Annotated in this window: 12 protein-coding genes; 10 read left to right on the top strand and 2 right to left on the bottom strand. The window is 69.2% G+C overall.

Features of this window, described 5'->3' with window-relative positions; translation table 11 throughout:
• Positions 1 to 17 precede the first annotated feature (17 nt).
• On the top strand, positions 18 to 6,038 hold the full coding sequence (locus AC3WQR_RS15330) for a hybrid sensor histidine kinase/response regulator (protein ID WP_492742608.1): 6,021 nt from the start codon (positions 18 to 20) through the stop codon (positions 6,036 to 6,038).
• A 68-nt stretch (positions 6,039 to 6,106) separates the two neighbouring features.
• On the opposite strand, the gene AC3WQR_RS15325 is transcribed toward AC3WQR_RS15330, so the two are convergent.
• Positions 6,107 to 7,609: a cryptochrome/photolyase family protein gene (locus tag AC3WQR_RS15325; protein ID WP_492742606.1), complete on the bottom strand. Its 1,503-nt coding sequence runs from the start codon at positions 7,607 to 7,609 to the stop codon at positions 6,107 to 6,109.
• Between AC3WQR_RS15325 and AC3WQR_RS15320 the strand changes: the two genes are divergently transcribed.
• The 6 genes from AC3WQR_RS15320 (at position 7,610) to AC3WQR_RS15295 (ending at position 12,346) form a co-directional block, all read left to right on the top strand.
• Positions 7,610 to 8,209 (top strand): YqgE/AlgH family protein, encoded by a 600-nt coding sequence (locus tag AC3WQR_RS15320; RefSeq protein WP_095948042.1) that lies wholly within the window; start codon positions 7,610 to 7,612, stop codon positions 8,207 to 8,209.
• A complete protein-coding gene (gene ruvX / locus AC3WQR_RS15315; protein ID WP_159272906.1) occupies positions 8,206 to 8,664 on the top strand; it encodes a Holliday junction resolvase RuvX in 459 nt (152 codons plus the stop codon). Before AC3WQR_RS15320 ends, ruvX begins: the two co-directional genes overlap by 4 nt.
• A complete protein-coding gene (gene pyrR / locus AC3WQR_RS15310; RefSeq protein WP_139704795.1) occupies positions 8,661 to 9,158 on the top strand; it encodes a bifunctional pyr operon transcriptional regulator/uracil phosphoribosyltransferase PyrR in 498 nt (165 codons plus the stop codon). The genes ruvX and pyrR overlap by 4 nt, the downstream gene beginning before the upstream one ends.
• Positions 9,158 to 10,120, top strand: coding sequence for an aspartate carbamoyltransferase catalytic subunit (locus AC3WQR_RS15305; RefSeq protein WP_056577783.1), 963 nt, complete (start codon positions 9,158 to 9,160; stop codon positions 10,118 to 10,120). Before pyrR ends, AC3WQR_RS15305 begins: the two co-directional genes overlap by 1 nt.
• A gap of 139 nt (positions 10,121 to 10,259) precedes the next feature.
• Positions 10,260 to 11,543, top strand: coding sequence for a dihydroorotase (locus AC3WQR_RS15300; protein ID WP_307637999.1), 1,284 nt, complete (start codon positions 10,260 to 10,262; stop codon positions 11,541 to 11,543).
• A 56-nt stretch (positions 11,544 to 11,599) separates the two neighbouring features.
• On the top strand, positions 11,600 to 12,346 hold the full coding sequence (locus tag AC3WQR_RS15295; RefSeq protein WP_095948045.1) for a lysophospholipid acyltransferase family protein: 747 nt from the start codon (positions 11,600 to 11,602) through the stop codon (positions 12,344 to 12,346).
• Between the two features lie 304 nt (positions 12,347 to 12,650).
• Here AC3WQR_RS15295 and AC3WQR_RS15290 read toward each other — a convergent pair whose 3' ends face one another.
• Entirely contained in the window at positions 12,651 to 13,448 is a 798-nt protein-coding gene (locus AC3WQR_RS15290; protein WP_492742604.1) for an IclR family transcriptional regulator, read from the bottom strand.
• Between the two features lie 191 nt (positions 13,449 to 13,639).
• On the opposite strand from AC3WQR_RS15290, the gene AC3WQR_RS15285 reads away from it, so the two are divergent.
• The 3 genes from AC3WQR_RS15285 to AC3WQR_RS15275 are packed head-to-tail and all read left to right on the top strand — an operon-like array spanning position 13,640 to position 17,464.
• Positions 13,640 to 15,394 (top strand): FAD-dependent oxidoreductase, encoded by a 1,755-nt coding sequence (locus AC3WQR_RS15285; RefSeq protein ID WP_492742602.1) that lies wholly within the window; start codon positions 13,640 to 13,642, stop codon positions 15,392 to 15,394.
• Positions 15,395 to 15,427: 33 nt separating this feature from the next.
• On the top strand, positions 15,428 to 16,204 hold the full coding sequence (locus AC3WQR_RS15280; RefSeq protein ID WP_139704791.1) for an SDR family NAD(P)-dependent oxidoreductase: 777 nt from the start codon (positions 15,428 to 15,430) through the stop codon (positions 16,202 to 16,204).
• 60 nt (positions 16,205 to 16,264) lie between these two features.
• Entirely contained in the window at positions 16,265 to 17,464 is a 1,200-nt protein-coding gene (locus tag AC3WQR_RS15275; protein ID WP_492742601.1) for an ABC transporter substrate-binding protein, read from the top strand.
• Positions 17,465 to 17,492: the final 28 nt, after the last annotated feature.

The following is a 17,492-nucleotide window of genomic DNA, read 5'->3' as shown; positions in this document are numbered from 1 at the left end:
GAACGGCGAGCAACCACGTGTCGATTCAAACCCCTGCCACGGCCCCCCTCGCCGGCAACATGCCGGCCACCGAAGACCTCGGGCCGCTGGCCTGGGTGCTGGGAGAAATCCAGAAGTCCCTCGACGGTGTCGGCAAGTCGCTGCGGCGTTTCGTGCGCGACGTGGGCAGTGCCACGGAGCCCGAGAGCGGTCCGCTGCAGATGGCCCGCCAGCAACTGCACCAGGCCGTCGGCGCGCTGCAGATGGTCGGCCACAGCTCGCCCGCCCTCGTGCTCGGCACCATCGAATTCGCGGTGCAGGGCTTCATCGCCGAACCGCAGCGCTGCACCGAGAGTGCCGTGCACAAGATCGAGCGTGCCGGCTTCGCCGTCACCGATTTCCTCAGCGCACTGCTGGCCGGCAAGGCCGTGTCGTCGGTGGCGCTGTTCCCGCAGTACCGCGACGTGCTGGAGCTGGGCGGCAATGAGCGCGTCCACCCGGCGGACCTGTGGAGCACCGCCTGGCGGTGGGTCGAGGTCAAGCCCGCGCTCACGCAGGCGGCCCTGGCCTACGACCCGGCCGTGCGTTCGCGGCTCGACCGCGAGGTGCTGCAGCTGGTCAAGAGCGGCGACGCGCAGGCCGCGCGACGGCTGCATGCGCTGTGCCTGGGGCTCGGGCGCGGTGCGCTGCTGCCGCGCGTCGCGAGCTTCTGGACGCTGGCCGCGGGCTTTTTCGAAGCCCTTGCGCTGGGCCTGATTCCCGCCGACACCTACGTCAAGCGCGCCGCCTCGCGCGTGCTGCTGCAGTACGCCACGCTGGCGCGCGGCGACAGCGTCGTGTCCGACCGCCTCGGCCAGGACCTGCTCTTCTTCTGCGCCCAGGCCGTGCCCGGCGCGCAGGACGACGCCGCCACGCTGCGCACCGTGCGCAGCGCCTGGGGCGTGACGCAGGAGCCGCGCGTCGACTACACCGTGGTGCAGTTCGGTCGCTTCGACCCGCTGGTGCTCTCGCAGGCGCGCAAGCGCATCGAGACCGCCAAGGAAATGTGGTCGGCGCTCTCGGGCGGCGACATCACGCGCACGCGGCAGGTGGCCGACACCTTCGCGCAGCTCGGCGAATCGCTGCTGAAGCTGCACCCGCCGAGCCAGCCGATGGTGCAGGCGCTGACGCACGCCGTGGACGCCTCGGTGCGTTCCGGCCAGCCGCCCGACACCGAACTGGCGATGGAAGTCGCCACCTCGGTGCTGTACCTCGAAGCCGCGCTCGAAGACCTCGATCCCAGCGATCCGCAGCTCACGGCCCGCACGCTGCAGCTGGCCGGCCGCATCGAACGCGTGCGCGACGGCGGCCGCTCCGAGCCGCTCGAGCCGTGGATGGAGGACCTGTACCGCCGCGTGAGCGACCGCCAGACCATGGGCACCGTGGTCGACGAGCTGCGCAGCCACCTGAGCGAACTCGAGAAGTCGCTCGACCAGTATTTCCGCCGCCCGGCCGAAAAGCCGCTGCTGCGCACCGTGCCCACCCAGCTCATGCAGATGCGCGGCGTGTTCTCGGTGCTGGGGCTCGAACAGGCCGCGCACACCGTGCAGCGCATGCGCGACGACGTCGAGCAGATGCTGCAGGTCAACCGCTCGCCCGTCGAGGAAATGGCCACCTTCGACGCGCTCGGCAACAACCTGGGCGCGCTCGGTTTCCTCATCGACATGCTGGGCTACCAGCCCGCACTGGCCAAGCGCCTGTTCGTGTTCGATGCCGAAGCGGGCGAACTCAAGCCGCTGATGGGCCGCCAGGCCATCGACGCCGCGGCCCCGGCCGAAGGCGCTGCCGCACCGGCCGCCGAGCCCGTGCTCAGCATCGAGGAAGTCGACGCACAGATCGCCTCCAAGCTCGCCGCGCTGGCCACGCCCAACCGCAAGACCAAGCCGTCGCCGCTGGAGGAATTCAGCCGCAAGGCCGAGAGCTGGACCACCAAGATCACGGGCCCGTCGGCGCTGCCCGACACCGAGGTCACCGAGCTCGAAGAAGACGACCTGCAGAACATCTTCCTGGACGAAGCCCGCGAAGTGGTGGGCAACGGCCTGGCCGCCATCGCCGCGCTCGGCAACCGTCCCGGCGACACCGAAGAACTCACCATCCTGCGCCGTGCGTTCCACACGCTCAAGGGCAGCTCGCGCATGGTCGGCCTCACCGACTTCGGCGACGCCGCCTGGTCGCTCGAGCAGGTGCTCAACACCTGGCTGGCCGACCAGCGCGATGCCACGCCCGAGCTGCTGTCGAGCACCGAGCGCATGCTGCGCGATTTCAGCCAGTGGGTCGAGGCCATCGCCGCCGGCGATGCGGGCACCTGGCACTCGGCACCGTTCAGCCGTGTGGCCAACGCGCTGCTGGCCGGCGAGCCCGTGCCCGCACCGGTGCGCGTGGCCGACGCCGAAGCGCTCGCGGTGGCCGCGCGCCACATCGCCGCGGAGCCGGCGCCGATCCTGCTGCCGGAGCTGCCTGAGCTCCCCGACCTGTCGCTGACGCCGCAAGATGTCGCAGCCCCTGACGCCACGTTGGATTTCTCCGATTGGCAGCAGGCGCAAGAAGCGCCACACGCACCGACCAAGCCTGTCACACCTGAGCCCGACGACGATTTCGCCTCCACCGACTTCCTTGACTTCGAAGGCAAGCAGAGCACCGCACCCGCGCCGCTCGAAGCGCTGCCCAGCGGCGACGATTTCGATTTCCTCGCGCCCCCGAAGACGCATGCACCGGCCGAGCCCGCCGTGTCGCACGCCGAGCCCGAGCCCGCCCCGGAAATCGAAGCGACGGTGCCGACCGCGTCGGGCCTGCCCGATCTCGAATGGGCGCCCGAGCCGCTGCCGCTGGCTGCTGCTGAGCCTGTCGCCGAGACGGTGGCACCTGTCGAGGTCATCGAAGCGGCCGAAGAACTGCCGGCGCTGGAAGTGCCGGTCGAACTGCAGCCGGAGCCGGAACCTGTGTCGGCGGCCGTCGAAGCCGCCCCCGAGGTCCCTGCTGTCGTCGAAGAGCTGCCAGCCGCCGTCGTGGCCGAACCGGAGCCCGTGTCAGAGCCCGAGCCCGTGCTGGCCGAGGCGGTTCCCGAGCCCGAGTCTTCCATCGCCCCGAGCGCCGAAGACCAGGTCAAGGTGATCGGCCCGCTGCGCATCGGCATCGCGCTGTACAACGTCTACCTCAACGAAGCCGACGAATGGTCCCGCCAGCTGGCGACCGACGTCGGCGAATGGGCGCTCGAAACCCACGAGCGCCTGCCCGACTCGACCATCGCGCTGGCGCATTCGCTGGCCGGCAGCTCGGCCACCGTCGGCTTCCACAGTCTGTCGGGCATGGCCCGCCTGCTCGAATCGGCGCTGCAGCACCTGCAGATGCAGGGCAGCGGTACGCGCGAGCAGGGCGTCGTGCTGGTCGCCGCGGCCGACGAGCTGCGTCGCCTGTTGCACCAGTTCGCCGTCGGCTTCCTGCGCGATCCGTCCGAAGCCACGCTGCAGGCGTTGCGCGAAATCGCCGCCGCGCCGATGCCGCCCGAAATCGCTGCGGCCCGCTTCGAGACGCTGCTGCCCAAGCAGGTCGTCGCCAACGACGCCTTTGCCGACGTGGTACTGGACGACAACGAAGACGCCATCGACCTGGCCGACGCGGTCGACGTCGACCTGTTCCCGATCTTCGAGGAAGAGGCTGCCGAACTGATGCCCCAGCTGGGCGAGGCGCTGCGCCAGTGGTCGCACCACCCCGACGACGCCGCGCCGCGCGCCTCGGTGCTGCGCACGCTGCACACGCTCAAGGGCAGCGCACGGCTGGCCGGCGCCATGCGCCTGGGCGAGCGCGCGCACCGCATGGAGTCCGAGATCGAACTGCTGGGCTCCCAGGGGGCGGAGCGGGCCGACATCGAGAAGCTGCTCACGCGCCTGGACACGCTGCAACACACCTTCGACGCCCTGCGCGCGGCCGACGACGCCGCCCAGGTCGAAGTGGCCCAGCTGATCGCCACCGCCAGCCCGACCGCACCCGCCATCCAGCGCGTGCAGGCGGCGCCCGAGGTGCGCGAGTCGGCGAACGACGACCAGGCCGAAGCGGCTTCTGCCGAATCCGCCGTGGAAGCCCCGTCGTCCCTGCTGCCGCGCCCCGCGCCGGCCCTGCTCGCGCCGCTGCGTGCAGCGTCGGGCCAGGCGGTGCGCATCCGCACCCAGCTGCTCGACCGCCTGGTCGCGCAGACCGGCGAGGTCATCATCACGCGCTCGCGTCTCGAGGCCGAACTGGGCCAGCTGCGCGGCTCGCTCGCCGACCTCACGGGCAACCTCGACCGCCTGCGCCAGCAGCTGCGCGACATCGAGGTGCAGGCTGAAAGCCAGATGCAGTCGCGCCTGGCGCAAGCCAAGGATTCGCAGCAGAGCTTCGACCCGCTCGAGTTCGACCGCTTCACCCGCGTGCAGGAACTTACGCGCATGATGGCCGAGTCGGTGAACGACGTGGCCACCGTGCAGCGCACCTTGCAGAAGACCGTGCAGGCCACGGAAGACGACCTGAGCGTGCAGGCGCGCCAGACCCGCGAACTGCAGCGCGGCCTGCTGCGCACGCGCATGGTGGAGTTCGAAGGCATCTCCGACCGCCTGTACCGCGTGGTGCGCCAGGCCTCGAAGGACACCGGCAAGCAGGTGCGCCTGGACATCGTCGGCGGCTCCATCGAAATGGACCGCGGCGTGCTCGACCGCATGACGCCCGCCTTCGAACACCTGCTGCGCAACTGCGTGGCGCACGGCATCGAGGATGTGGCGGCGCGCGAGAAGGCCGGCAAGGACGCCAGCGGCCTCATCGTCATCGACCTGCACCACGAAGGCAACGACGTGTCGGTGAGCTTCCGTGACGACGGTGCCGGCCTCGACCAGAAGCGCATCGCCGAACGCGCCCGCGCCCTCGGCCTGCTCGGCCCCGACCAGGACCTGTCGCCCGAGGAAGCCACCGAGCTGATCTTCAAGCCAGGCTTCTCCACGGCAGGGCAGGTGTCCGAACTGGCCGGCCGCGGCATCGGCATGGACGTGGTGCGCGCGCAGATCGCCGCGCTCGGCGGCCGCATCGAAACGCACAGCACGCCGGGCCAGGGCACCACCTTCAAGCTGGTGCTGCCGCTGACCACCGCCGTGACGCACGTGGTGATGCTGCGCGCCGGCGAGGTGTCGATCGGCGTGCCGTCGAACCTCGTGGAACTCGTGCAGCGCGTGAGCGGCGCCGACCTCGAGGCCGCCTACCTGAACCACAGCTTCGCCTTCGGCACCGAGCAGGTGCCGTTCTACTGGGCAGGCGCGCTGCTGCAGCATTCGATTCGCAGCGAGCACGCCGCCACCAAGAACAACACGCTGGTGATCGTGCGAAGCGCGGCGCAGCGCGTAGCCCTGCATGTGGACGAAGTGCTGGGCAACCAGGAAGTCGTGGTGAAGAACCTCGGCCCGCAGCTCGCGCGGCTGCCCGGCCTGGCCGGCATCTCGGTGCTGGCTTCGGGTGCGGTGGCGCTCATCTACAACCCGGTGGCGCTGGCGGCCGTTCACGGCGACCAGGCGCGTGCGCGCCAGACCGCCGCGCTGGCCGCGCCGACGCATGCCGCTTCGGTGGACACCGGCGCGCCGCAGACGCCGGCCGCCTTTGCCCCGGTGGTGCCGCAGATCCCGCTCGTGCTGGTGGTGGACGACTCCATCACCGTGCGCCGCGTCACGCAGCGTCTGCTGCAGCGCGAAGGCTATCGCGTGTCGCTCGCGGCCGACGGCCTGCAGGCGCTCGAACGGCTGCAGCAGGAGCGCCCGGCCGTGGTGCTGTCGGACATCGAGATGCCGCGCATGGACGGCTTCGACCTGGCTCGCAACATCCGCGCCGACGTGGCCCTGGCCGAGCTGCCGATCATCATGATCACCTCGCGCATCGCCGAGAAGCACCGCGAGTACGCCCGCGACCTGGGCGTGAACCACTACCTGGGCAAGCCGTACTCGGAAGAGGAATTGCTGCGCCTGGTGCGTGCCTACACGAGCGAGCCGGCCGCGTTGGCGGTGGCCTGACCGGCATCGGCCGCGCCGGCAGTCGGCGCGCAAAAGAAAAGGGCCCTTCGGGGCCCTTTTTTCTTGGCTTACGGCTTTTGCAGCGCTTTGGCCCGCGCCACCGCATAGCGCTGCATCGTCTTCTCCCGCGCCTCCGCGTGGTCCACCACCGGCTTCGGGTAGTTCTCGCCCAGCCTGACGCCTGCGGCCTCCAGTTCGACCGGCGATGCCAGCCACGGCGCATGGATCGCCACGTTCGACAGGCCCGCGAGCTGCGGCAGGTAGCGGCGGATGAACTTGCCCTCGGGGTCGAAGCGTTCGCTTTGCGTCACCGGGTTGAAGATGCGGAAATAGGGCTGGGCGTCGCAGCCGGTCGAGCTGGCCCATTGCCAGCCGCCGTTGTTCGAGGCCAGCTCGAAGTCGTTCAGGTGCAGCGCGAAGTAGCGTTCGCCGCGCCGCCAGTCCAGCCCCAGGTCCTTGCACAGGAAGCTCGCCACCACCATGCGAAGCCGGTTGTGCATGTAACCGCTCTGCCGGATCTGCAGCATCGCCGCATCGACCAGCGGGTAGCCGGTGCGGCCCTCGCACCAGGCGTCGAACAGCTGGTCGGCGTGCTTGCCGTGGTGCCAGGCGATCTTGTCGTACTCGGGGCGGAAGCTCTTCGACTCGCCGTTCGCATGCACGTGCGGAAAGTGCGCCAGGATCTGGAAGTAGAAGTCGCGCCAGACCAGCTCGCTGAGCCAGGTCGCGGCGCCGGTGTTGCCCTGCAGCGCCAGCTGGTGCGCCACGCTGGCCAGCTGCCGGATCGACACCGTGCCGAAGCGCAGGTGCACGCCCATGTAGCTGGGCCCGCGCACGGCCGGGAAGTTGCGCGCCTCGTCGTAGCGGTCGATGCGCTCGAAGAAATCCTCGAACAGCGCGCCGGCGCCGCGCGTGCCGGTGGGGATCTCCAGCGTCTGGAGGTTGGTGCTTTCGAAGCCGATCTCGCCCAGCGTGGGGACGGGCCCATTCAGGGCCGGGGGCGGCGGAGCGAGCGCGTCGGCGTGGCTGCGCACGGGGTACGACTTCAGGAAGAACGAATCCACCTTCGCCAGCCAGGCCCGCTTGTACGGCGTGAACACCGTGTAGGGCAGGCCGGCCTTGGTCATGACCTCGTCGCGGTCGAAGACGGTGCTGTCCTTGAAGGTGTGGAAGCTGATGCCCGTGTTGGCCAGCGCGCCGAGCACGCGGGCGTCGCGTGCCAGGGCGTCGGGCTCGTCGTCGCGGTTGGCGAACACCGCCTGCACGTCGAGCGTGTGGGCCAGCGCCGGGATCTCCTCGGCGGCCACCGCGTGCCGCACGATCAGCCCGCTGCCCAGGCCGCGCAGCTCGGCTTCGAGCTCCACCAGCGATTCGCGGATGAATTCGACCCGCCGGTCCGCCCGGGGCAGGGCGTCCAGGATCGCCCGGTCGAACACGAAAACGCAGACCACCTGCCGGCAGGCCCGCAGCGCCCGGTACAGCGCCGCGTTGTCGTCTACCCGGAGGTCCCGGCGAAACCACATGAGCCCTTTGGGATAGGTCTTGTCGACGGCCAGTAAAATCGGGGGCATATGGCTGCCGATTCTGCCCCGATGAACCTGACGCATCACTTTCTGATCGCGATGCCGGGGATGGAAGACAAAACTTTCAACCGCAGCGTCGTTTACCTCTGCGAACACAGCGAGCGCGGTGCGCTCGGGCTGGTGATCAACAAACCCAGCGATATCAACCTCAAGGTGCTGTTCGAGAAGATCGAGCTGCACCTGGCCCGCCCCGAGCTGGGCGACGCCCCCGTTTTCCAGGGTGGCCCGGTGCAGACCGAGCGCGGCTTCGTGCTGCACGAGCCGGTGTTCACCCAGGCCGAAAAACCCGAGGAATCGGTCTACGCCTCGACCATGACCATCCCCGGCGGGCTCGAAATGACCACCTCCAAGGACGTGCTGGAGGCCCTGGCCACCGGCGCCGGCCCGCGCAAGGTGCTGGTCTCGCTGGGCTATTCGGCCTGGGGCGAGGGCCAGCTGGAGTCCGAACTAGCCGAGAACAGCTGGCTCACCGTGCTGGCCGACCCGGCCGTGATCTTCGACACGCCGGTGGAAAAGCGTTACGACAAGGCGCTGATGCTGCTGGGGCTCGAAGCCTGGACCTTGTCCCCGGACGCGGGCCACGCATGAGCGACGTCATGTCCGACGCGCCCGCATCCGCCCCTGCTTCCGTTCCCGCTCCCGCCGCCGTTCCTGCGCATTTCCAGAGCTTCCTGGCCTTCGACTTCGGCGCCAAGCGCACCGGCGTGGCCAGCGGCAACCGGCTGCTGCGCACGGCGACCCCGCAGGCCACCATCAAGGCCGAGGGCGCCGACGCCCGCTTTGCCCAGGTCGAGGCCCGCATCAAGGAATGGCAACCCGACGCATTGGTGGTCGGCGTGCCCTACCACCCCGACGGCGCCCCGCACGAGAACACCCGCCGCGCGCAGAAGTTCGCGCGCCAGCTGCGCGGCCGTTTCAATCTCCAGGTGTTCGAGGTGGACGAGCGCTACAGCACCACCGAGGCCTTGTCGTCCGGCGCCCGCGATGCCGACGCCGCCTCCGCCTGCATCATCCTGGAACAGTTTTTGAGGAGTCTCCCGTGAGTTCAATCCCCGATGCCGAAGCGCTCTACACGATGCTGCTGTCCGGCGTGAAGGCGCTGATGCGCCCCGAGACGAAACTGGTGGGCATCACCTCCGGCGGCGCCTGGCTGGTCGAGCGCCTGCAAAAAGACCTGGGCCTGGCCGGCGCCCCCGGCGTCATCTCGTCGGCCATGCACCGCGACGACTTCGCGCGCCGCGGCCTCTCGGCCAGCGCGCAGACCGCGTTGCCCTTCGACGTGAACGGCGCCGACGTGCTGCTGCTCGACGACGTGCTCTACACGGGCCGCACGATCCGCGCCGTGCTCAACGAGCTGTTCGACTTCGGCCGCCCCGCCTGCGTGCGGCTCGCCGTGCTGGTGGATCGCGGTGGCCGCGAACTGCCCGTCGCCGCCGACTTCGCGGCAACGACGCTCAAGCTGCCCGACACCCAATTGCTAGCCCTCGCACGCGCCGACGACGGCGCCTTCAGCCTCAAGGTGGAGGACAACAAGTAATGCTCTACAAGCGAAATCCGCAGCTCAACAAGAACGGCGAGCTGATCCACCTGCTGTCGATCGAGGGCCTGCCCAAGGACATCGTCACGCACATCCTCGACACGGCCGCCAACTTCACGAGCGTGAGCGACCGTGAGGTGAAGAAGGTGCCGCTGCTGCGCGGCAAGAGCGTGTTCAACCTGTTCTTCGAGAACAGCACGCGCACGCGCACCACCTTCGAGATCGCGGCTAAGCGCCTGAGTGCTGACGTCATCAACCTGGACATCGCGCGCTCCTCGGCCACCAAGGGCGAGTCGCTGCTGGACACCATCGCCAACCTGAGCGCCATGGCCGCCGACCTGTTCGTGGTGCGCCACAGCGAGTCGGGCGCGCCCTACCTGATCGCGCAGCACGTCGCGCCGCACGTGCACGTGGTGAACGCCGGCGACGGCCGCCACGCGCACCCGACGCAGGGGCTGCTCGACATGTACACGATCCGCCACTACAAGAAGGACTTCTCGAACCTCACGGTCGCGATCGTCGGCGACGTGCTGCACTCGCGCGTGGCGCGCTCCGACATCCACGCGCTCACCACGCTCGGCTGCGCCGAAGTGCGCGTGGTCGGCCCGAAGACGCTGGTGCCCGCCGATATGGCCGGCATGGGCGTGCGCGTATGCCACACGCTCGAAGAAGGCATCAAGGACTGCGACGTCGTCATCATGCTGCGCCTGCAGAACGAGCGCATGAGCGGCGCGCTGCTGCCCTCGTCGCAGGAGTTCTTCAAGACCTTCGGCCTCACGCAGGAAAAGCTGCAGCTGGCCAAGCCCGACGCCATCGTGATGCACCCGGGCCCGATCAACCGCGGCGTGGAGATCGACTCCGCCGTGGTCGATGGCAAGCAGAGCGTGATCCTTCCGCAGGTCACCTTCGGCATCGCGGTCCGCATGGCCGTGATGAGCATCGTGGCAGGGAACGAAGCATAGACATGTTGCTCGCCCCCAGTCTTCGCGCACTTCGTGTCGCTTCGCCAACCCCCTACCGGGGGCAACACCAGTGGCCCGGCAAAGCCGGTTCCACGGTGTTTCCCGAAAAGGCCCTGACTGCCACCGGAAGTACAGACGCATGAACATCCTCATCACCAACGGCCGCGTCATCGACCCCGCCTCGGGCACCGACAAGCCCACCGACATCGCCATCGCCGACGGCAAGATCGCCGGCATCGGGCGCGCACCGGCGGGCTTCAAGCCCGAGCGCACCCTCGACGCCACGGGCTGCATCGTCACCCCCGGCCTCGTCGACCTCGCCGCGCGCCTGCGCGAGCCGGGCTACGAGCACGAAGGCATGCTCGAAAGCGAAATGGCCGCGGCCATCGCGGGCGGCGTGACCAGCCTCGTGTGCCCGCCCGACACCGACCCCGTGCTCGACGAGCCCGGCCTGGTCGAGATGCTCAAGTTCCGCGCCGAAAAGCTGCAGTGCGCGCGCCTGTTCCCGCTGGGCGCGCTCACGCGCAACCTCGCCGGCGGCGTGCTCACCGAGATGGCCGAGCTCACCGAGGCCGGCTGCATCGGCTTCGGCCAGGCCGACGTGCCGCTGGCCGACACGCAGGTGCTGCAGCGCGCGCTGTCGTACGCCAGCACCTTCGGCTACACCGTGTGGCTGCGTCCGCAGGACCGCGACCTCGGCAAGGGCGTCGCGGCCAGCGGCGCGCTCGCCACGCGGCTGGGCCTGGGCGGCGTGCCGGTGGCGGCCGAGACGATCGCCATCTTCACCATCATCGAGCTCATGAAGAGCACCGGCGCGCGCGTGCACCTGTGCCGCATCTCCAGCGCCCGCGGCGTGGCACTGGTGCGCGAGGCCAAGGCGCAGGGCCTGCCGATCACCTGCGACGTCAGCATCAACTCGCTGCACCTGGCCGACACCGACATCGGCTTCTTCGACAGCCGCGCGCGCCTGAACCCGCCGCTGCGCCAGCAGGGCGACCGCGACGCGCTCTCGGCCGCGCTGGCCGACGGCACCATCGACGCGCTGGTGTCCGACCACACGCCGGTCGAGGCCGACGCCAAGACGCTGCCTTTTGCCGAAGCCGAACCCGGCGCCACCGGACTCGAACTGCTGCTGCCGCTCGCGCTGCAGTGGGGCGAGCGCAGCGGCGCGGGCCTGGCGCGCGCCATCGAGGTGGTCACCTCGGCGCCGGCGCGCCTGCTGAACGCGGCCGACGCGGCCAGCGGCATCGGCCGCATCGCCGAGGGCGGCGTGGCCGACCTGTGCATCGCCGATCCGTCGCTCGAATGGCAGGTGGTGCCCGAGGCGCTGCGCAGCCAGGGCAAGCACACGCCGTTCTCCAGCTACCCGATGCAGGGGCGCGCGCGCCACACGCTGGTGGCCGGTCGCGTCGTGCACGGCTGAACGACGCGCCCGCCACACGGCACGCCGTCAAAAAGAAGAAGAGGGCCCGCGTCCAGATGCTGCACTCGTTGAAGGCCGGCTGGCGCCTGCTGCATGCGGCCTCGCATGCGCTGTCGGGCTGGTGGACGATCCGCTTCACCTTCCCCCGCCTGCCGCAGGACGAGCGCAACGCGCGCGTGCAGGCCTGGTCGGCGCGCATGCTGCAGATCATGGGCGTCACGCTGCGCGTGCAGGGCGAGCCGCCCGCGCACGGGCCGGCGCTGCTCATCTGCAACCACCTCTCGTGGCTCGACATCACCGCCATCCATGCGGCGCGCCACGTGCGCTTCGTGTCGAAGTCGGACGTCAAGCAGTGGCCGGTGATCGGCACGCTCTCTACCGGCTCGGGCACGCTCTACATCGAGCGTGAGCGCCGGCGCGACGCCATGCGCGTGGTGCACCACATGACCGAGGCGCTGCGCGGCGGCGACCTGATCGGCGTGTTCCCCGAAGGCACCACGAGCGACGGGCGCGGGCTGCTGCCGTTCCACGCCAACCTGCTGCAGGCCGCGATTTCCTCGGGCGCGCCGGTGATCCCGGCCGCGCTGCGCTTTGCCGATGCCGCCACCGGCGAGACCAGCCAGGCGCCGCGCTACATCGACGACGACAGCCTGCTGGCCTCGGTGTGGAACACGCTGCGCGCGCCGCCGCTGCTGGCCATCGTGCGCTTCGGCGAGCCGCAGCCTTCGTACAGCCGCGAACGCCGCAGCTGGGCGCATTCGCTGCATGAAGACGTGCAGCAGCTGCGCCGCAATACCCACTGAGCGGCACTGACCGGATCGATCCGCAAAAAAAGCGCCCCGGGAGGGGCGCTGTAACGACGCAAGAAGCGCCGTGAGGAGGAAGCGGGATCGTTCGTCGTGGCGCGTGGCCGGTCAGAGAATGCCGAACACCTTCAGCCCGATGATCACGATCAGCGGGACGCCGCAGAGCCAAAGGATGATGCTTTTCATGACCGGTCTCCGTGAGGTAGGTAGGCCTCTACGGTGGCCGCGTCTGCGGCCCGCGCGTGCGGGATAAGGCAAACCAAGCGCGTGAGCGCCTGCCTACATGGCACGGGCCGGCGGTTCAGCCCGCTTCGTCGGTGGGCACGAAGCCCAGGCGGCGCGAGATTTCGAGTGCGCAGGCCTTCAGCGGCACGGCCACGCGGCCGTTCCAGTCGCTGTCGAAGGTGGCCTCGGGGCCCATGGCCGTGATGCCCAGAACCAGGTTGTTGGTCGAGTCGAACACCGGCGCGCAGAAGGCGTCGATGCCCGGAATCGGCTGGCCCAGCGTGCGCGAGATGCCGTGCAGCCGCGTCTCGACCAGCAGCGCCTCGATCTGCGACTTCGACAGCTCTTCGCTGGCGCCGCGCCCGTCGGCCGGGCGCGTGCGCGCCAGGTCTTCGAGCATCATCTTTTCCACCACCTTCGGCGGCAGGTAGGCCGCGAACAGCCGGCCCGTGGCCGTGTAGGCCAGCGACATCACGGTGCCGGTGCGCAGGTTCACGTGCAGCGGGTGGATCGGTTCTTCCAGCCGCACCACGGTCGGCCCGAAGTTGCCCCAGACCGCAACCGCGATGCTCTGCTCGGTCTCGGACGCGAGCGCTTCGATGAGGGGCGAGGCTTCCTTGATCGGGTCGAGCCGCTGCAGCTTGGCCAGGCCCAGCTGCAGGGCCAGCGGGCCCAGCTCGTAGCGGCCGGCGCCGTCCTGCACCACGAAGCCGACCTTCAGAAAACTCACCAGGTAGGGGTGCGCCTTGCCGACCGGCACGCCGGCGGCCTTGCCGAGATCGCGCAGCGCCATGGGCGCCACGTGCCGGCCAAGCGCGACCAGCAATTGCGTTCCGATTTCGACGGATTGAATGCCACGTCTTGGCTTTTCCATGGGGCGCCCGGCGTGGGGGTTGAGAGTGGGAGCGAGTATAGCCATCAGGGTTTCTACTGATATTGTCGTGTTCAATCGACGATGACTGATCATCTGATAGTAACTAAACGACTTGACCATATCAATATCGCTGCCTACACTCCGCCGCAACTTAAGTCGTACACACAACACGAGAGCGAACAGAGGCAGAGATGGAACAGAACACGTGGGAATGCGATGTCCTCGTCGTCGGCAGCGGCGCATCGGGCATGGCCACCGCCGTCACGGCGGCGTCGCAGGGTTTGAAGGTGCTGGTGGTCGAGAAAGAGCCGCGCTTCGGTGGCACCACCGCGCGCTCGGGCGGCTGGCTGTGGATTCCGGGCACGCGCCTGGCCACCGAGCAGGGCATCCATGAGCCGCCCGGCGCGGCGCTCGACTACATGAAGCACGAGACCACGACGCACTTCGATGCGGCGCGCGTGGGCGCCTTCCTCGACATGGGCCCCAAGGCCATCGACTTCTTCACGCGCCAGACCTGCGTGCAGTTCGACATGCCGGCTGTCTTCCCCGACTACCACGCCGAAGCGCCCGGCGGCCAGCCCGGCGGGCGTTCGATGGTCACGCGCCCGTTCGACGGCCGCGAACTCGGTGCGCGCATCAAGCACCTGGCGCCGCCGCTGCCCGAGCTCACGGTGTTCGGGATGATGTTGGGCTCGGGCCCCGAGATCAAACACTTCATGCGGGCCTTCAAGTCGCCGACTTCGTTCTGGTACGTGACCAAGCGCCTGACCCGGCACTTCCTGGACGTGGTGCGCCACGGCCGCGGCATGACGCTGACCAACGGCAACGCGCTGGCGGGCCGCCTGGCCAAGGCTGCGATGGACCTGGACATTCCCGTGTGGCTCTCGTCGCCCGTGAAGAAGCTCGTGGTCGAGTACGACGGCGTCTCGGGCGCCGTGGTGCAGCACGAAGGCAAGACGGTGCGCATCACCGCCAAACGCGGCGTGGTGCTGGCCTGCGGCGGTTTCCCCTACGACGTGGAGCGCCGCAAGCAGCTGTTCCCGCACGCACCGACCGGCAAGGAGCACTACTCGCCGTCGCCTTCGACGAACACCGGCGACGGCCTGCGCCTGGCCGAGGCCGTGGGCGGCCGCGTCGACGGCACCATCCCGCACGCCGCGGCCTGGGTGCCGGCCTCGGTCACCACGCGGCCCGACGGCAGCAAGGGTGTCATGCCGCACTTCATCGACCGCGCCAAGCCCGGCGTGATCGCGGTCACGCCCAAGGGCAAGCGCTTTGCCAACGAAGGCAACTCGTACCACGACTTCGTTCAGGCGATGGTCAAGGCTTGCGAAGGCGAGCCCGAGGTCACGGCCTGGCTGCTGTGCGACCACAAGGCGCTGCGCGACTACGGCCTGGGCTGCGTCGCGCCCGCGCCGCTGCCCATCGGCCGCCACCTGAAGACCGGCTACCTCAAGCGCGGCGCGAGCATCGGCGAACTGGCCAAGGAAATCGGCATCGCCCCGGCCGCGCTCGAAGCCACCGTGCAGGAGTTCAACCAGGGCGCGCGCACCGGCGACGACCCCGCCTTCGGCAAGGGCAGCAAGGCCTACAACCGCTACCAGGGCGACGCCAACGTCACGCCGAACCCCTGCGTCGCGCCGCTGGACAACGGCCCGTACTACGCGATCAAGCTCGTCATCGGCGACATCGGCACCTTCGCCGGCCTCGTCACTGATGAGAAGACCCGCGTGCTCGACGCCGACCGCCAGCCGATCAAGGGCCTGTACGCCGTCGGCAACGACGCGGCCAGCGTGATGGGCGGCAACTACCCCGGCGCGGGCATCACGCTCGGCCCGGCGCTCACCTTCGGCTATGTCGCGGGCCTGCAGGTCGCGCAGGCCGAGGCCGCCGTGCCCCTGCACGTCGAACAGCGCGAAGCCGTGGCCGTGCCGCGCGGCGCCTGATCCCGTTCCGATAGTCAACCCAAGGAGCCGACCATGCCCTTTCCTCCTCACGTCGCACCGCGCCTGCTCGAAGGCCGTCTCGCGCTGATCACCGGCGCCGGCCAGGGCAACGGCCGCGCGCTCGCGCTCGGCCTGGCCCAGGCGGGCGCGCGCGTCGTCGTCACCGACATGAACGAAGCCACCGTGGCCGAGACCGCGCAACTGGTGCGCAACGAAGGCGGCGAGGCCTGGTCGTTCGTGCTTGACGTCACCGCGCCCGAGGCCTGCCAGGCGCTGGCCGCGCGCGTGGCGCAAGAGGTCGGCCATGTCGACCTGCTGGTGAACAACGCCGGCATCATCATCCGCGAGACCACCAGCAGCCCGAACGCCGCGGCCAACTGGAAGAAGACCATCGACGTGAACGTGCACGGCACCTTCAACACCACGCTGGCCTTCATCCCCGTGCTCAAGCAGACGAAGGGCTCGATCATCAACATCGCCTCCATCGCCGCCTACGCAGGACAGGCCGCGAGCCTGGGCTACTCGCCCTCGAAGGGCGCCATCAAGATGCTCACGCAGTCGCTGGCGCAGGAACTCGCGCCGGCCGGCGTGCGCGTGAACGCACTGGCACCCGGCGTGATCGAGACGCCCATGACCGCCGCCACGCGCGAGAACCCGCAGCGCCTCGAGTCGTTCATGACGCGCATCCCGCTGGGCCGCGTCGGCCAGACCGAAGACCTGGTGGGCCCGGTGATCTTCCTGGCCAGCGACATGTCGCGCTACGTCACTGGCATCACGCTGCCGGTGGACGGCGGCTTCCTCGCCGTCTGAGCCACGCCCCTTCCTTTTCGATTTCCCGTTCCCCGTCCGTCAACCCTTAGGAGACAAAGAATGAAAACGATCCGTCTGTACAAGACCCTGCTCGCGACCGCCGCCTTCGCTGCGTTCAGTGCCGGTGCCTACGCGCAAGACATCAAGCTCGGCTACAACGGCGACCTCTCGGCCTCGCCTTCGGCGCAGAGCGGCCAGGCCGCGGTGCTGGGCATGGAAGCGGCCATTGCCGACCTGAACGCCGCCGGCGGCGCGCTCGGACGGAAGTTCACGCTGGTCACGCGCGACGACGTCTCGGCGCCGCCGAAGTCGATCCAGAACATGAGCGACCTGGTCGACAACGAGAAGGTCGTCGCCGTGTTCGGCCCCACCAACTCGGGCAACGCCATGGCCTGGAAGCACATCGCCAACCAGAAGAAGATTCCGGTGCTGGGCAACGTGGGCTCGGGCACCGACATCACCAAGCCGATGAGCCCCGGCGCCGACAACTACATGTTCCGCGTCTCGATGGTCGACCGCGAGCAGGTCGCCGCGCTCATGGCCTACGTGAAGCGCAACACGGGCGGCTCCAAGGTCGTGGGCCTCATGGCCGAGACCACCGGCTACGGCCAGGGCGGCCTGAAGGACATGGAAGAAATCGCCAAGCTGCAGGACATCAAGATCGCGGCCACCGAGCGCTTCGGCGTCGGCGACACCGACATGACCTCGCAGCTGAGCAAGATGAAGGCCGCCAACGTCGACACCGTGGTGGTGTGGGCGCAGGGCACGCCCATCGCGCAGCTGGTGCGCAGCATGGAGAAGATCAACTACTTCCCGCTGACGCTCACCTCGTGGGCGGCCGACAACATCACCTTCTACGACGCGGCCGGCAAGGCGCTGGCCGAGAAGCCGATCTTCATGCGCACCGTGAGCGAAACGCGCACGCCCGTGCAGCAGAAGCTGTTCGACCGCATCGGCAGCAAGCTGAAGGCACCGGGCTCGTTCTCGTTCGCGCTGCATGGCTACGACTCGGTGCTGCTGCTGGCCCAGGCCATGAAGCAGGCCAACAGCACCGACGGCGCCGCCGTGCGTGCCGCGCTCGAAGACCTGAAGACGCCGGTGCAGGGCGTGCTCAAGACCTACGAGAAGCCCTTCAGCAAGACCAACCACGAAGCCCTGACGGCCAAGGACCTGGTCTGGATCCGCTGGAAGGACGGCAAGCTGCTGCCCTACAGCGACGCGCTGATCGGTGCGCTCAAGCCGGCCGACTTCAAGCAATAAACGTCTGAGACAAAAAAGGAACGGGGCA

Source organism: Variovorax sp. FW305-3-2-15-B-LB1, assembly GCF_058787635.1.
The sequence above is the reverse complement of the archived record's forward strand: the minus strand, read 5'-3'. Positions and strand labels throughout refer to the sequence as shown.

What these genes read in the sequence shown, in the direction of transcription:
- AC3WQR_RS15300 (WP_307637999.1), top strand. Translation starts at nt 10,260, where the DNA reads ATGAACATCCTCATCACCAACGGCCGCGTCATCGACCCCGCCTCGGGC.
- AC3WQR_RS15295 (WP_095948045.1), top strand. Translation starts at nt 11,600, where the DNA reads ATGCTGCACTCGTTGAAGGCCGGCTGGCGCCTGCTGCATGCGGCCTCG.
- AC3WQR_RS15280 (WP_139704791.1), top strand. Translation starts at nt 15,428, where the DNA reads ATGCCCTTTCCTCCTCACGTCGCACCGCGCCTGCTCGAAGGCCGTCTC.
- AC3WQR_RS15305 (WP_056577783.1), top strand. Translation starts at nt 9,158, where the DNA reads ATGCTCTACAAGCGAAATCCGCAGCTCAACAAGAACGGCGAGCTGATC.
- AC3WQR_RS15325 (WP_492742606.1), bottom strand. Translation starts at nt 7,609, where the DNA reads ATGCCCCCGATTTTACTGGCCGTCGACAAGACCTATCCCAAAGGGCTC.
- AC3WQR_RS15285 (WP_492742602.1), top strand. Translation starts at nt 13,640, where the DNA reads ATGGAACAGAACACGTGGGAATGCGATGTCCTCGTCGTCGGCAGCGGC.
- AC3WQR_RS15320 (WP_095948042.1), top strand. Translation starts at nt 7,610, where the DNA reads ATGGCTGCCGATTCTGCCCCGATGAACCTGACGCATCACTTTCTGATC.
- ruvX (WP_159272906.1), top strand. Translation starts at nt 8,206, where the DNA reads ATGAGCGACGTCATGTCCGACGCGCCCGCATCCGCCCCTGCTTCCGTT.
- AC3WQR_RS15290 (WP_492742604.1), bottom strand. Translation starts at nt 13,448, where the DNA reads ATGGAAAAGCCAAGACGTGGCATTCAATCCGTCGAAATCGGAACGCAA.
- AC3WQR_RS15275 (WP_492742601.1), top strand. Translation starts at nt 16,265, where the DNA reads ATGAAAACGATCCGTCTGTACAAGACCCTGCTCGCGACCGCCGCCTTC.